General features: G+C 63.2%; 14 protein-coding genes and 1 tRNA gene. 6 read left to right on the top strand and 9 right to left on the bottom strand.

Translation table 11 applies throughout. The features are described from left to right. Positions 1-2 precede the first annotated feature (2 nt). Positions 3-1442: an HAD-IB family hydrolase gene (locus tag AB0I57_RS02425; RefSeq protein WP_358329310.1), complete on the top strand. Its 1440-nt coding sequence runs from the start codon at positions 3-5 to the stop codon at positions 1440-1442. Positions 1443-1506: 64 nt separating this feature from the next. After that, positions 1507-3564 carry an ABC transporter ATP-binding protein gene (locus tag AB0I57_RS02420; protein WP_358329307.1) on the top strand — a complete coding sequence of 686 codons (2058 nt, stop codon included), beginning with the start codon at positions 1507-1509 and terminating at the stop codon, positions 3562-3564. A gap of 3 nt (positions 3565-3567) precedes the next feature. On the opposite strand, the gene AB0I57_RS02415 is transcribed toward AB0I57_RS02420, so the two are convergent. After that, positions 3568-4407 (bottom strand): SDR family oxidoreductase, encoded by an 840-nt coding sequence (locus tag AB0I57_RS02415; RefSeq protein ID WP_358329305.1) that lies wholly within the window; start codon positions 4405-4407, stop codon positions 3568-3570. A gap of 130 nt (positions 4408-4537) precedes the next feature. Next, positions 4538-4681, bottom strand: a complete 144-nt coding sequence (locus tag AB0I57_RS02410) for a hypothetical protein (protein WP_358329302.1) — start codon at positions 4679-4681, stop codon at positions 4538-4540. A 549-nt stretch (positions 4682-5230) separates the two neighbouring features. Between AB0I57_RS02410 and AB0I57_RS02405 the strand changes: the two genes are divergently transcribed. Beyond that, positions 5231-5644, top strand: a complete 414-nt coding sequence (locus AB0I57_RS02405; protein WP_358329299.1) for a helix-turn-helix domain-containing protein — start codon at positions 5231-5233, stop codon at positions 5642-5644. Between the two features lie 97 nt (positions 5645-5741). Here the strand turns inward: AB0I57_RS02405 and AB0I57_RS02400 are convergent. The 5 genes from AB0I57_RS02400 to AB0I57_RS02380 form a co-directional block, all read right to left on the bottom strand. After that, a tRNA-Ala gene (locus AB0I57_RS02400) sits at positions 5742-5817 on the bottom strand. Positions 5818-5915: 98 nt separating this feature from the next. Beyond that, the gene (gene glpR, locus AB0I57_RS02395) at positions 5916-6656 is read right to left on the bottom strand and encodes a gephyrin-like molybdotransferase receptor GlpR (RefSeq protein ID WP_358329296.1); all 741 of its coding nucleotides are present in this window, start codon (positions 6654-6656) and stop codon (positions 5916-5918) included. Between the two features lie 247 nt (positions 6657-6903). Beyond that, positions 6904-7539 (bottom strand): GNAT family protein, encoded by a 636-nt coding sequence (locus AB0I57_RS02390; RefSeq protein WP_358329293.1) that lies wholly within the window; start codon positions 7537-7539, stop codon positions 6904-6906. Between the two features lie 48 nt (positions 7540-7587). After that, positions 7588-8847 (bottom strand): gephyrin-like molybdotransferase Glp, encoded by a 1260-nt coding sequence (gene glp, locus AB0I57_RS02385; RefSeq protein ID WP_358329290.1) that lies wholly within the window; start codon positions 8845-8847, stop codon positions 7588-7590. A 19-nt stretch (positions 8848-8866) separates the two neighbouring features. Next, positions 8867-9787, bottom strand: a complete 921-nt coding sequence (locus tag AB0I57_RS02380; protein ID WP_358329287.1) for a UTP--glucose-1-phosphate uridylyltransferase — start codon at positions 9785-9787, stop codon at positions 8867-8869. Positions 9788-9892: 105 nt separating this feature from the next. Here AB0I57_RS02380 and AB0I57_RS02375 point away from each other — a divergent pair, with 105 nt between their 5' ends. From AB0I57_RS02375 to AB0I57_RS02365, 3 genes are all read left to right on the top strand, one after another. After that, positions 9893-10480 (top strand): 5-formyltetrahydrofolate cyclo-ligase, encoded by a 588-nt coding sequence (locus AB0I57_RS02375; protein WP_358329284.1) that lies wholly within the window; start codon positions 9893-9895, stop codon positions 10478-10480. A 116-nt stretch (positions 10481-10596) separates the two neighbouring features. Then, complete coding sequence (locus AB0I57_RS02370; protein ID WP_358329281.1) at positions 10597-10908, top strand: FmdB family zinc ribbon protein; 312 nt, start codon at positions 10597-10599, stop codon at positions 10906-10908. A 97-nt stretch (positions 10909-11005) separates the two neighbouring features. Beyond that, the gene (locus AB0I57_RS02365; protein WP_358329278.1) at positions 11006-11710 is read left to right on the top strand and encodes an SAF domain-containing protein; all 705 of its coding nucleotides are present in this window, start codon (positions 11006-11008) and stop codon (positions 11708-11710) included. A gap of 126 nt (positions 11711-11836) precedes the next feature. Here AB0I57_RS02365 and AB0I57_RS02360 read toward each other — a convergent pair whose 3' ends face one another. Continuing rightward, positions 11837-12538: an MspA family porin gene (locus tag AB0I57_RS02360; protein WP_358329275.1), complete on the bottom strand. Its 702-nt coding sequence runs from the start codon at positions 12536-12538 to the stop codon at positions 11837-11839. A gap of 63 nt (positions 12539-12601) precedes the next feature. Then, positions 12602-13222: an MspA family porin gene (locus AB0I57_RS02355; RefSeq protein ID WP_358329273.1), complete on the bottom strand. Its 621-nt coding sequence runs from the start codon at positions 13220-13222 to the stop codon at positions 12602-12604. Between the last annotated feature and the right edge of the window lie 306 nt (positions 13223-13528).

Below are 13528 nucleotides of genomic sequence, written 5' to 3'. Positions count from 1 at the left end.
CGATGAGTGATCTGAGCAGTCTTCACGACGACATCGAAGCCGCCGCAGCCGGCCCGACCACCCTCGCGGCGTTCGATCTGGACGGCACCCTCATCAGTGGTTACTCCGCCAGCGTCGGCTACCGAGACCGACTGCGCCGCTTCGATATCAGCGTTTCCGAACTTCTGCGCACGACCGGCGCAGCGATAGATACCCGGTTTCGAGGAGCAGACATAGGCAATCTGATGCGCATCGGGGTCGCAAGCCTGGCCGGGCGCATGGAAGACGAGATGCAGGAGTGGGGGGAGCGACTGTTCCGCCAAGAGATCGCGCGGATGATCTTCCCGGATGTTCGCGGTATTCTCGCGGCGCACAGGCATGCCGGGCATCGGGTGGTGATGGCGACGTCCGCCACCCCGTATCAGGCAATGTCGGTGGCGGCGGATCTCGACATCGACGTCGATGACGTGCTCTGTAGCCGCCCGGAGGTAATCGACGGAATGCTCACCGGTCAGCTTGCCTCCCCACCGCTGTGGGGGCCCGCGAAAGCCGAGGCACTCCGTGATTACGCCGAAAAGAACGGTGCGAACCTCGAGGAGAGCTTCGCGTACTCCAATGGTGCCGAGGACGTTCCGATGTTGATGTCGGTGGGACATCCGGTGGCTCTCAATCCAGACCGCAAGCTGGCGGCCACCGCGCGGAAGAACGGGTGGCCGTCAGTGAATCTACGGGCGCCGAAGGGCGGCGCCGACCCACTGTCCATCGCGCGCACTACGACGGCGATCGGGGCACTGATGGGTGCGGTCGCATTCGGCGCCTCCGCCGGCATCCTCACCCAGAACCGCCAGACGGCTGCGAACCTGGTCGGTAGCTTCGGTCCGGATCTCGCACTCTCCATCTGCGGAATCAACCTGCGAATCAACGGTAGAGAGAACGCATGGTCGGCTCGGCCCGCCGTTTTCATGTTCAATCACCAGAGTTCGCTCGACATGCTGATCATCGGAAGTGTCATCAAACGCGACGTCACCGGGGTCGCGAAGAAGGAGGCCGCGCGCGACCCTCGGTTCATCCCTGTCGGCGCACTCCTGGACGTCGCGTATGTGGACAGGGCGGACAGCGCGCAAGCGCGGGCGGCACTCGCGCCCGCGGTGGAAAAACTCCATTCCGGCATTTCCATTGCCATCGCCCCGGAGGGAACCCGGTCACCGACTCCCCGACTCGGCAAGTTCAAAAAGGGCGGGTTCCACCTTGCGATGCAGGCGGGTGTGCCGATCGTCCCGATCGTCATCCACAACGCGGGCGAACGGATGTGGCGCAACTCGCTCGTGGCGCATCCCGGCACGGTCGACGTCGACGTGCTCGAGCCCGTGTTCACCGAGGACTGGGACATCGCGGATCTCGACAGTCACGTCGACGAAGTACGCTCACTGTTCGACGACTGCCTCCACGCCGGACACCGGTGACGAGAACCGTCCCCTGACGAGACCCGTCCCTCCACGAATCATGACAGGTGTGCACGATGGGTGGATGCCCGTGACCACTCCCTCATCCACTTCGGAGGCATCGGCCACCCAGCCTTCCCTGCTGCCCCGCATATGGGAACTACTGCGCCCTTACAGTGGATGGCTCGTACTCGTCGTTGCCGCGATCGTGGTGTCGTCGTTCCTCGGTATCGTCAATCCGTTCCTCACCCGGGCGGTATTCGACCGTGCGCTCTTCCCACCTGATGGCAGCGGTGTCCATCTCACGCTGCTGCTGTGGTTGGTGGTGGTGATGATCGCGGTGACCCTCGCCGGTTCGGTGATCAGCGTCGGTCAGAGCTACCTCACAACCAAGGTCGGCAACTTGTCGATGGCAGACCTGCGGGAGCGTCTGTTCGCCCATCTGGAGAAGATGGAGTTGGCGTTCTTCACTTCCACCAAGACAGGCTCGATTCAGTCGCGCCTGGCCAACGACGTAGGTGGGGTGCGCTCAGTGCTGACGACTACCGCCTCGAGCATCCTCTCGAATGTGGTGACGGTGGCGGCTTCTCTCATCGCGATGCTGCTCCTATCATGGCAGTTGACACTTCTTGCGGTCGCATTGTTGCCCGGTTTCGTGTACTTGCAGCGACGGGTTGCCAGGCGGCGCCGGGTGCTGGCGCGCAAGACGCAGGAATCGTTGTCGGACATGACCGCGATCACCGAGGAGGCCCTCAGCGTTTCGGGCGTGCTGCTCACGAAGGTGTTCAACCAAGCCGATACCGAACTCGACCGATACCGGGCCGAAAACGCGAGGCAGACCGAACTCCAGGTGCGGCAGGCGATGACAGGACAGGGCTTCTTCGCCGTTGTCAGCGCGTTCATGGCAATCACTCCCGCGCTCGTCTATCTTCTGGCGGGTTACCTCATCAGCAATGGATCCGGCCCCTCGATCTCGGCAGGCACCCTCGTCGCATTCTCCACCCTCCAGGCCAGGTTGCTGCAACCGCTGGTCTCACTGATGCGGGTCACTCTCGACGTCCAGACGTCGATGGCATTGTTCCGCCGCATCTTCGAGTATTTGGACCTGCAACCGGCGATCGTCGACCGCCCGAACGCGACAGCGCTCCCCCAGGACTCACCCGGGCGGGTCGAGTTGGAAGACGTGTACTTCGCATACCCGCCGCCTGTACGGCTGACGACAGCCGATCCCGACCCCGTGGCCCTGCGCAGCCTCGGACACGGAAGCCACGGACACGGCGGTGGCGGGATGCGCGGCGCGGGAATCACCGCGGGCTCGCACCTTCCGGTCACAGTGGACCCAGTTGCCGAACCGGTTGACCATCAACGCCGCCGATGGGCTGTCGCGGGCACGTCTTTGACGATCGAACCGGGTCAGCTCGCGGCCTTCGTCGGACCGTCCGGTGCGGGCAAGACGACACTCTGCTATCTGGTTCCGCGCCTGTACGAAGTGGACAGCGGCGCCGTCCGAGTCGACGGCTACGACGTGCGGGACCTGACCATGAACTCACTCGCCGAAGCAGTCGGGATGGTGACTCAGGATCCCTACCTGCTGCACGCATCGATCGCGGACAACCTGCGCTACGCCAAGCCGGACGCGACTGATGCCGAACTTCACGAGGCAGCCACGGCCGCCAACATTCACGACCGAATCCTCGGGTTCGACAGCGGCTATGACACGCTGGTCGGCGAGCGCGGATTCCGGTTGTCGGGAGGTGAGAAGCAACGACTGGCCATCGCCCGAGTGCTGCTGAAGAACCCTCGGGTGCTCATCCTCGACGAAGCCACCTCGGCCCTCGACACTGTCTCAGAGCGTCTCGTTCAGAAGGCACTTGCAGAGGTGATGCGCGGACGCACCACACTCGCCATCGCACACCGACTCTCCACCATCGCGCACGCCGATGTGATCTTCGTCATCGACGAGGGCACCCTCATCGAGAGCGGCACCCATGCCGAACTTCTTGCACGCCGGGGACTGTACGCACGACTCCATGCCGAACAATTCGGTGGCGGACAGGTGGAGTGCCGCTGCACCGACGGCGTCCGATTCACTGACGGGATGGTGCTGCCGCAAGCCTCCCCCTCCGTTCGGCGGGGTGTCTGACGTCTAGAGGAACTTGCTGAACTGATCGTTGGCCTTCTGCATCACGAAGTCGTACGGGGGTGCGAACTTGCGGGCCCACCAGTAGCCGAATCGAATGTCCGGCGACGTGTAGACCATGTACCGGTCCTTCTTGATGCCGGCGACAATGCAGGACGCGACCTTCTCGGGCGTAACCGCCCGTTTCTCGAAGAGCCGGACCGCCTTCTTGATACGTGGGTCCTCTCGGTCGACACCGGCGATCTCGACAGTTCCCACAAGCGGGGTCTTCACAGCACCGGGAACCACAAGGCTTACCCCGATGCCGTGCCGTTTGAGGTCGAAACGTAGAACCTCGGAGACCCCGCGAAGTCCGAATTTGCTTGCACTGTATGCCGCATGCCAGGGAAGTGCCAACAGACCCGCGGCAGAGGAAACATTGACCAAATGGCCGCCGCGCCCCGCACGAACCATTGGAGGCACGAAGTTCTCGATGATGTGGATCGGGCCCATCAAGTTGACGTCCACCATGGACTTCCAGTGCCGGTGTTCGAGGTTCTCGACCGTCCCCCACGCGGAGATGCCGGCAACGTTCATCACGACGTCGACACTGCCGAACTGCTCGTGGATCTCCCCTGCAAATGCGGTCACTGCGTCGTAGTCGGACACGTCGAGCGCGCGAGAATAACTCACGGTGCCGCCGCGACTGCCCACCTCTTCGACCGCGAGCGCCAACCCCACCTCGTTGATATCGGTCAGAAAGAGTTCGGCACCCTCAGCCGCGGCCGCCAGAGCAGTCGCATACCCGATGCCACTAGCGGCACCGGTGATCAGGCACTTGGCGCCATCCAGCGTCTTTATAGCCATAGTCGTGCGAGCCCCCGTCTTCACCGATTCGTGTCGGCTGGAAGTCTACGCACGCAGCAGGATTGCGCGCACGAACGATAGAGGAAAATTCGCTCCCGACAGCACGAGAAGCAGCACCCACGGTGATGGCTCACAACCGCTGGGTCATTTCTTCCTGATAGGTACGAATCGTCTTCTCGATTTCGTTGGCGTCAGTCTCCTGGCCCCGTTTGCGGGCATCATCGGCTCGCTCGCGCAGAACTCGAATCGCCTTCCGGAGCTCGGCGTCACTCATTCTGTGTATCACTAATCAATCATCTCCGACTGCACCAGAATTATCCAGATCCAGGGACGGCTGTGGTACCTGGCCCAAGCCGTGCGGTTCATCGTGCTTCTACAGTTCTGTTCGCTGAGCCGAACGAGCAGCGAGCGACCGAAGCCAGTTACGATGCACAACGCAACACAAGGCCTCTGGACTGCGCCATTGCGTCGCCGGGTCCAAATTTCCGCGTTCCAGTTTCACGCATAGCTAACTTTCAGCAATCTATTCTCTCGTCGCCTCGACGCCCGCTCGTCAGCAGTCTGGCGCGTCGGCCCAATTCGTCGTCCACGCCCACCCCGGTCGCCGTCGACGGAACACACTGTGACAGTGGATCAAAGTTCGCTCTACGCCCCACTGGTACGTCGATGGATCAGCGCCCCTGGCTCATGCATACAAACGCGCGGACCAGTCAAGCTTGAGGCCTTTCCGGGCGCAGATCTGCGAGTTATCCATTGGTTATCAGCGTGGTATGGTATCGATCACAGAATTAGACGCCGACGAGGAAGGACCCAGCGGCTCACAATGGCAGATTTTGCTGCGCGGTTGAACAAGCTCTTCGAGACCGTCCACCCTCCCGGGCGCAAACCACATACCAACGCCGAGGTCGCGGCGGCACTGATCGCAGACGGTTACCAGATCTCGAAGCCCTACATCTCCCAGCTTCGGTCGGGTCAGAGGACCAATCCGTCGGACGAGACAGTCGCGGCCTTTGCGCGCTTCTTCAAAGTGAAACCCGACTACTTCTTCAATGACATCTACGCGGCAAAGGTCGACCACGATCTCGACCTTCTCTCCCAACTCCAAGGTTACGAACTACGCAAGCTGTCGAGTCGCGCATTCGACCTGTCCGAAGAGTCTCAGAGCCTGCTGACCAGGATGGCCGAGAAGCTCCGCGCCAGTGAGGGCTTGCCGGAAGTCCCCCCCGACTCCCGCTGACCTCGCTCCAAGTGATCCGCCCTCACGCACTGGCACGGTGAGACCACGCATCACAAAAGGCTCCCCCTCCAAAAGGAGAGGGAGCCTCGTGCAGATCTGGTGGAGCTGAGGGGAATCGAACCCCTGACCTCTTCGATGCGAACGAAGCGCGCTACCAACTGCGCCACAGCCCCGCGAGCGAATCCTGCGAACCGCTCGGCAAACTTTAGCAGGCCATCCACAGAGGGAGCGAATTGCCCGAACCGAAGAGCCTCTCGAGACCCGTGATCAGCTACTCGCCCGCAGCGCGACGCAACGTCGTCTGATACATCGGCTGCTCATCGAAGTGCTCGAGGTAGTCGAATTCCGGATCACCGTCATCGACTTCGAGGACCACAGCACCCGGTCGACGCAACCGGTCGGGGATCATCTCCAGTTCCTCGTCGCTTCTGAACTCGCCGGCCGAACGCGAACGAGCTAGACGTTCCGTCCTGCGACGGCGGACTTCCTGCTCGATCTGCACCTGCCGACGGAGATAGGTCATGTACCCGACGAGCGTGACCAAGCAAGCGGCGAAAGCCCACCACATCGTTGGCGAGATGATCAGGCTGAGTGCCGCAGTCACAAGCGTTGCGAGCACCAGGGCTAGAACCAACCGCTGACGAAACGCGTACCTGGCCTCACGCGCGATCGCGTCGGCCTCGGGATCGAATCCGCCCCGACCCCGACGGACAGGCACGTAATCGTCGAACAGGTCCTGCTCGGCGGCGAAATCGTCTTCCTCTGCGTGAGTGTCCACGAGGTCCTCCGCGTCGTAGCCGAAGTGGTCCGGTTCCGCTTGCCAGTCCGGATCGCTCCGGTGGCCAACCGCAGGTCCGCGAAGCACGGGGCGCTGATCACCGCGGTACAGCACTCGAGTGGCAAGTGCGGCATCGCTGGTCTGCCGAATCCGGGGGCGATTGTTCACCAGCATAGGGACCAGAACGAAGAGCCATACGACGACGAGCCCGATCCAAAGAAACGAATTCGGCATACGGCTACCCCCTCCCAATCGTCTACCAGCATCGATACCGCTGCTGCCCCACACAGGCTAACCGCGCGAACCGTCACATCTTCGCAGACTCGCCGATCTCATGAAACTCATATTTCACATGCGTAACACGTAAGGCTCGAGGTAATGAGTCGGCGGTAGGTCCCCCCCACGAAGTTTCCCAGCCAGGGATCTTTGATAATGCCAGATGGCTAACGCTAGACGGACGCTCGTCCATTGATCGTGTCGGTCACGCCCACTGGGCCCGGCCGCTGCGCACCAACGAATCCGAAACCGAGCCCGCTACATCCTCGACCGTCATCGCGACCAGGATGTGATCACGCCACATTCCGTCGACGTCGAGATAGCGAGTGAGCAGTCCCTCCTCACGAAAGCCGACTTTGCGCAGAACTGCACGGCTCGCCAGGTTTTCCGGACGGACGGTGGCCTCGACACGGTGCAACCCCACGGGCCCGAAGGCGTGATCCACTCCCATGGCGAGGGCGCCTGTGGCCACGCCCAATCCATTGACCTCGCTGGACACCCAGTAGCCGATCCAGGCTGACCGCAGCGCACCACGTACCACGTTTCCGATCGTGAGCTGACCGCAGTAGTTACCGTCGAGCTCTATGGCCATCGGCAGCATGAGCCCCTTCCGTGCATCCGAGCGCAGACTGTTGCACAAACCCGGCCAACCGGTGATGTGGTGACGTGCTTCCCAGGGCGCCTCCCCGGTCGGTTCCCAGGGCTCGAGATGTGCCCTGTCGCGGATGCGCAGACGACTCCACGCCGCTGCGTCGCGCAATCTGACCGCGCGCACGGTGACGACGCCGCCTTTCACGCGTAGTGGCCCTAGGCGCGGCGGCCAACCCGGGTGCGCTGTCACGTCGGCACCTCAAACTGTTGCATATTCATGCCATCTCACAACGGGCCATCAGCTCCGCTGCGCCAGGAAGGCCACGTCCACCTGGTCGCCCGTACGGACCTCGGTGACCTCCGGATCGATCAACACCAAGCAGTTGGCTTCAGCGAGAGTGGAGAGCAGGTGCGAGGACGCGCCCGGCGCGCCACCGAGCGCCTGCACCAGATACTCGCCAGTGGCCTCGTCACGCATGAGCTGTCCGCGGAGAAATCCCTTGCGGTTCTCGAGCGAGGTGATAGGTGAGACCGTGCGTGCCGAAACCATGCGCCGCATCGGCTGGCGGCGTCCCAACGCGATGCGAATCAACGGACGCACCATCACCTCGAACACGACCAGAGCACTCACCGGATTCGACGGAAGCAGGAAAGTCGGGACCTCGTCCCGGCCGAGCTGCCCGAATCCCTGTACCGATCCCGGGTGCATGGCCACGCGGCTGACCTCGAGGTCGCCGAGCTCGGCGAGTGCGTCGTGGACGCCTTCGGATGCTCCGCCGCCGACCGCACCCGCGATCACGACAATCTCGGAGCGAATCAGTTGACCCTCGACAACGTCGCGCAGATGGCCGGCATCGTCGTCTGCGATACCGACACGGTTGACGTCGGCACCCGCATCACGGGCCGCGGCGGCGAGTGCGTATGAGCAGACGTCATACACCTGGCCTGGGCCAGGGCTCCGGTCGACGTCGACGAGTTCACCGCCGACGGAGATAACGGACAGGCGTGGCCGAGGGTGAACGAGTACCTTGTCGCGACCAACGGCCGCCAGCAATCCGACCTGCGCGGCACCGATGATCGTGCCCGCCCGTACCGCGACGTCTCCCGGTTGCACGTCGTCGCCTGCCCGGCGCACGTAGTCGCCCGAACGAACAGGCCTGAATATCTTGACTCGAGCCCGGCCGCCGTCCGTTCTATCCAGTGGAAGTACGGCATCGGCGAGGGTGGGCAGCGGAGCGCCCGTGTCGACCTTGACAGCCTGACGGGGCTGGAGCCGGATCGGCTGACGCGAACCAGCCGTGACCTCGCCGACCACGGGAAGCAACAAATCCGTGGGCGCACCGTAGTCGTCACGGACGTCGGAACCTGCGGACTGGACGTCGACGCTGCGAACGGCATATCCGTCGATAGCGGCCTGGTCGAAGCCGGGAAGCGGCAGTTCGGTAACCACCTCCTCGGCGCACAGCAGCCCTTGGGCCTCGGAGATCGCGACCCGGACCGGCCGCGGTGCCACCGCTGCAGCGGTCACAATCGTCTGTTGCTCCTCGACCGACCGCAAATTCTCGCCTCCCGAACTCCTATAGATCCGTTCGCTTCAATCGGTCGGCCAGCCATTCACGCAACGACGGGCCGAACTCGTCGCTGTCCAAGGCAAAGTCAACCGCAGCACGGAGGTAGCCGCCAGGATTTCCGAGGTCGTGTCTCGTGCCGCGATGGACCACAACGTGAACGGGGTGACCTTCCTTTATGAGAAGAGCTATTGCGTCGGTGATTTGGAGTTCGCCGCCCGCACCGGGTTCGATCCGGCGCAGCGCATCGAAAATCGCGCGGTCGAGAAGATAGCGACCGGCCGCCGCGTACGTCGACGGGGCGTCCTCGATGGCCGGCTTCTCGACCATACCGGTGACCTTGAGCACATCCGGGTTGACTGCGTCGGGCACCGTCTCCACATCGAAGACACCGTACGCGCTCACCTGATCCTTGGGAACATCGATGGCGCAGAGCACGGTACCGCCTCGTTTGGCGCGCACTCGGGCCATCGTCTCGAGTACGCCGCGGGGCATCACCAAGTCGTCCGGGAGGAGCACCGCAATCGCGTCCTCGTCATCGTCGAGCGCCGACTCGGCACAGCCGATCGCGTGTCCCAACCCGAGCGGCTGATCCTGGACGACGGAGTCGACCTCGAGTAGACCGGGGGCCTTGCGTACCTTCTCGAGCAGATGGTGCTTGCCGCTTTCCTCGAGTTTGCTCTCCAGAACGAGATCCTCGACGAAGTGGGCGACCACCCCGTCCTTGCCCGGCGAGGTCACGATAATCAGCCGGCTCGCCCCCGAATCCGCGGCTTCACCGGCCACAAGCTCGATGCCGGGAGTATCTACTACCGGGAGTAACTCTTTCGGCACGGTCTTGGTCGCGGGGAGGAACCGCGTACCCATTCCCGCTGCCGGCACCACAGCCGTGCGGAAGATGTCGGCGGTGTGCGGGTAGGCGTCTGTCATCCCCACACAATAACCGTGGAATCTACTCGTCAGTCACCAAGATCCTGTCAACCACTTCCGGGAGCCTTTCGCCGAGCGCACTTCGACCGGTTCTAGGGTTGTGACATGCAGGCCCAGACGAAGAACGAGTGGCGACAACTGGTGCTTTCGAGCAGGCGCGCGGTCTCCCCCGAGCTTCGTTCGCGCGAGGAGCAGTCCCTTGTCGAACTCGTCACAATCGGTCTCACCCCTGGATTCGCGGTCTGCGCCTACATTCCCACGGCACTCGAACCGGGCAACCTCGACCTGTTGGACGCGCTCCGCGGAGTGGCTGGGCGGGTGCTCGTCCCCATCACCCGCGAACCCGGCCCCCTCTACTGGAGCGAGTACAACGGCGCCGACAATCTCGAGGACGCCGGCTTCGGCCTACGCGAGCCGACGGGGCCGGTGTTCGAACCCCGCGAAATACAGATGGCCCACACAATTTTCGTTCCCGCCCTGGCAGTCGACCGCAGGGGCGTTCGACTCGGTCGCGGCGCAGGCTATTACGACCGCACCCTCGGCCTCGCGCGCCCGGACGCCCGTCTGGTCACCGTGGTCCGCGACGAAGAGCTGGTCTCCGAACTGCCCGAGGACCCCCACGACGTACGGATAGGATGGGCGCTCACCCCGGGTTCCGGTCTGATCGGACTCGGCGCAAATGCTGCCGATTGAGGACGTGCGCTAGCAGGAACCGCGCCCGGAATAGAATTTTGATTCGCGTTGTTGGCACTGTCGACTGTAGAGTGCCAAAAATCTGCGGTTTGACTAGACAGTGTGGAGGAAACCCAGTGCCCACTTACTCGTATGCATGTTCAGAGTGCGACAACCGTTTCGACATCGTTCAGTCGTTCAGTGAAGATTCGCTGACGGTGTGCCCCGAGTGCTCGGGCAAACTTCGCAAGCTCTTCAACTCTGTCGGCATCGTGTTCAAGGGCAGTGGCTTCTACCGCACCGACAGCCGCGGCTCCTCCGGTGCTGCGAGCGAGCCCGCCAAGGCTGATTCCGCCAAGACCGAATCCGCCCCCGCCTCGAAGTCGGATAGTTCGTCAGCATCCTCGTCTACGTCGTCAGCCACTCCAGCCAAGGCCGCTGCCAGCTAGTTCTCGTTCGTCACACAGCTGTCCACAACTTTCAGCTCGTCCACAGGCAACGTCGTCCAGCGTCGTCGATGGTCCTGCGGTCTTCTAACGTCGGCCCATGTCGTATGAGCCTGCCCCGCGCAGACCGAACCTCACGAACCAAAGCCTGAGCCCGTCCTGGGCGGACCGCCTGTCCGACCTCACTCGTCCGAGCTGGGGCCGCACCGTAGTTGCCAGACGAGTGCTGGCCGCAGCACTGTTACTCCTGGCCATCGCTCTGCTGGTGCGCGGAAATCCGGATTCCGACCGGTCCGCGGTCGTGGTGGCTGCGCGCAATCTCGAACCCGGACGTGCCCTGACGGATGAGGATGTCGATCTGGTGGAGTGGGAAGCAGGCAGCCTGCCTGAAGGAGCTGTCACCGCCGTAGCGGATGTCACCGGTCGCACGCTCGCCGGGCCTGCCCGCGCAGGAGAGCCGCTCACCGACGTTCGAGTTCTGGGACCACGCCTGGCCGCCGGAGCCGCGGGGATCGAGGATGCTCGTATCGTGCCGATCCGACTGGCCGATCCCGCTGTCACCGAGCTCCTACGTGAGGGCGACAGCGTCGATGTGCTCACGGTCGATCCCCAGACACCTGCGAATCCGGACCGTCAGCCCGGCGCCACCGTGTTGGCCTCGCGCGCGGTCGTCGTGCTGGTGACCCCTTCGGAGAACGGACGTGATCAGAGAGAACGCGTTGTGATGCTGGCTCTGCCGGCACCCGAAGCCACCAAGGTCGCCGCGGCTTCACTCACCAACGCGATCACCGTGACCTTCCAGTGACGCCCAAAGGACCTCCCTAGGGGAGATGAGGGAGCGAACTCGACCAAGCGGTGCATAGCGAGAAATGACTCCGGGTCCGCACACCACCAGCGTGTGCGGACCCGGAGTCAGATCTGGAATGGAATATCAGCCCATGCTGAACGGCTGTCCCCAGAGCGTGACAACGCCGTCGACCCTGTCGGTCGAGACCTCGACGGTCGTGTAGGAGCGGGCATGTGCGAGACCGGCGCAACCGGAAACACTGAAGGTCTCGTCAGAGTAGGTGAAGCCACCCCGGTTGCCTTCGAAGTCGAAATCGCTCTTGTGCGCCTCGGCGCCGTAGTCGTCCGCGTACTCGATGTCGAGGATCGACACCTTGGTGGTCTGGCCGGGGCCGATGGAGATTCCGCCACCGAAGATGTCAGTGCCCATGTCAAACGGTTGGGTGATCTGGCCGTTGCCGTCAGTCATGTCCTCCCAGCTGGCGGCGGTACCGGCGCCACCACCGGCGTTGCCGCCGAAGCTGACCTGACAGCCGACGAGGTAGCCGGTGTCGATGGAGCCGCCCTCCGCGGTGCCGCCCTCGATCGACACGTCGACGGTGCCCGACGCCCACACGTTGCGGTGCAACGGAGTTGCCCCCATCGACGGGCTGATGATCGCACTGTTGCCGGTCTGACGCACCGTCACGACCGTGCCGTCCATCAGCGTGTGGGTGATCTCACCGTCCTGCAACGGGATGAAGGTGTCGGCATTGGCCGCACCGTTGGAGAAGAGGCCGATCGCAACGGTGGCCGCCGCAACCACGCTGGCAGCCTTGGCGCCGTGGCGCATGGTCTTGCTGTTCATTGTTCCCCTCTAGGGTGAATGTCGCTTGATGCGAGAAGGAATGAAGTGGGTACTGACGAGCAATCAGCCCAGGCTGAACGGCTGCCCGTAGAGGGTGCTCTTGACGTAGTGGTTACCGGGTACCTCGATGACCGAGACTGCACGGGCCTGCGCGTGACCACCGCAGCCGTGGATTTCGAGCTGCTGGTCGCGGTATTGAATCGCGGACACACCCGGCTTCAGATCCGACTTGTCACCCAGCTTCACGAACGTGACCTCGCCGGGAGACATCGGCATGCTCATTGCAGCGCCCAAACTCGGGCCGGTCAGCGAGAAGCCTCCGGCGAGTCCGGCATCGAGACCGGATATGTCGGCCTGGCATCCCACGATGTAACCGGTAGTCAGCGTTGCGCCTTCCTCCGGAACGTTGCCACCGAGGTCGGCGAACACGTCGCCCGACAGCCACGCAACGCGGCTGGCGCCGTTGGCCGACAGCGAAGGAGACAGCAGCGCGCTCTCGGCGTTGCGGGCAACCTTCACATTGACACCGCCCGCGTCCATAACCTTCTCGCCACCGGGAAGCGGGACGAAGGTGTCAGCGTTCGCAGCGCCCGTAGACATCAGACCCAGTGCAACGGCTGCGGCGGCACCCAGGCCGGCAATGCGGGCTACGCGACGCAGGCCGGTCTTTCGGTTCTGGCTCATTCGTTCCCCTCATCAGGATTCTTGCTCGTTCCCAGCCACGACTTTCGAGACTGAGGAGTGGTCCGTGTCGGGCCCAGCACGACATCAAGCTCCTACGATCACGAGGTGAACTCGGGGGCATAACAACTTGACAACCGCACCAGGGACGGAATCACCGATGGGAACCATCGGGATCCGACTGGGCAACGGCTTGTCCGCCCCGCCCTCCATCTGCAGTACTGACTCGCCGAGGACATTAACCGCCCAACGGTTGCCTAAGCAATTAAAACGGGGGTAAAGGCAAATGTGATGTACAGCACAGTGAAA

Source organism: Rhodococcus sp. NPDC049939 (genome assembly GCF_040656415.1).
In the GTDB taxonomy this organism is placed as follows: Bacteria; Actinomycetota; Actinomycetes; order Mycobacteriales; family Mycobacteriaceae; genus Rhodococcus_F.
This window is presented reverse-complemented; position numbering and strand designations above follow the sequence as displayed.

Coding starts and splice junctions, on each gene's coding strand:
- AB0I57_RS02425 (WP_358329310.1), top strand. CDS start 3: ATGAGTGATCTGAGCAGTCTTCACGACGACATCGAAGCCGCCGCAGCC.
- AB0I57_RS02420 (WP_358329307.1), top strand. CDS start 1,507: ATGCCCGTGACCACTCCCTCATCCACTTCGGAGGCATCGGCCACCCAG.
- AB0I57_RS02415 (WP_358329305.1), bottom strand. CDS start 4,407: ATGGCTATAAAGACGCTGGATGGCGCCAAGTGCCTGATCACCGGTGCC.
- AB0I57_RS02410 (WP_358329302.1), bottom strand. CDS start 4,681: ATGAGTGACGCCGAGCTCCGGAAGGCGATTCGAGTTCTGCGCGAGCGA.
- AB0I57_RS02405 (WP_358329299.1), top strand. CDS start 5,231: ATGGCAGATTTTGCTGCGCGGTTGAACAAGCTCTTCGAGACCGTCCAC.
- glpR (WP_358329296.1), bottom strand. CDS start 6,656: ATGCCGAATTCGTTTCTTTGGATCGGGCTCGTCGTCGTATGGCTCTTC.
- AB0I57_RS02380 (WP_358329287.1), bottom strand. CDS start 9,787: ATGACAGACGCCTACCCGCACACCGCCGACATCTTCCGCACGGCTGTG.
- AB0I57_RS02375 (WP_358329284.1), top strand. CDS start 9,893: ATGCAGGCCCAGACGAAGAACGAGTGGCGACAACTGGTGCTTTCGAGC.
- AB0I57_RS02365 (WP_358329278.1), top strand. CDS start 11,006: ATGTCGTATGAGCCTGCCCCGCGCAGACCGAACCTCACGAACCAAAGC.
- AB0I57_RS02360 (WP_358329275.1), bottom strand. CDS start 12,538: ATGAACAGCAAGACCATGCGCCACGGCGCCAAGGCTGCCAGCGTGGTT.
- AB0I57_RS02355 (WP_358329273.1), bottom strand. CDS start 13,222: ATGAGCCAGAACCGAAAGACCGGCCTGCGTCGCGTAGCCCGCATTGCC.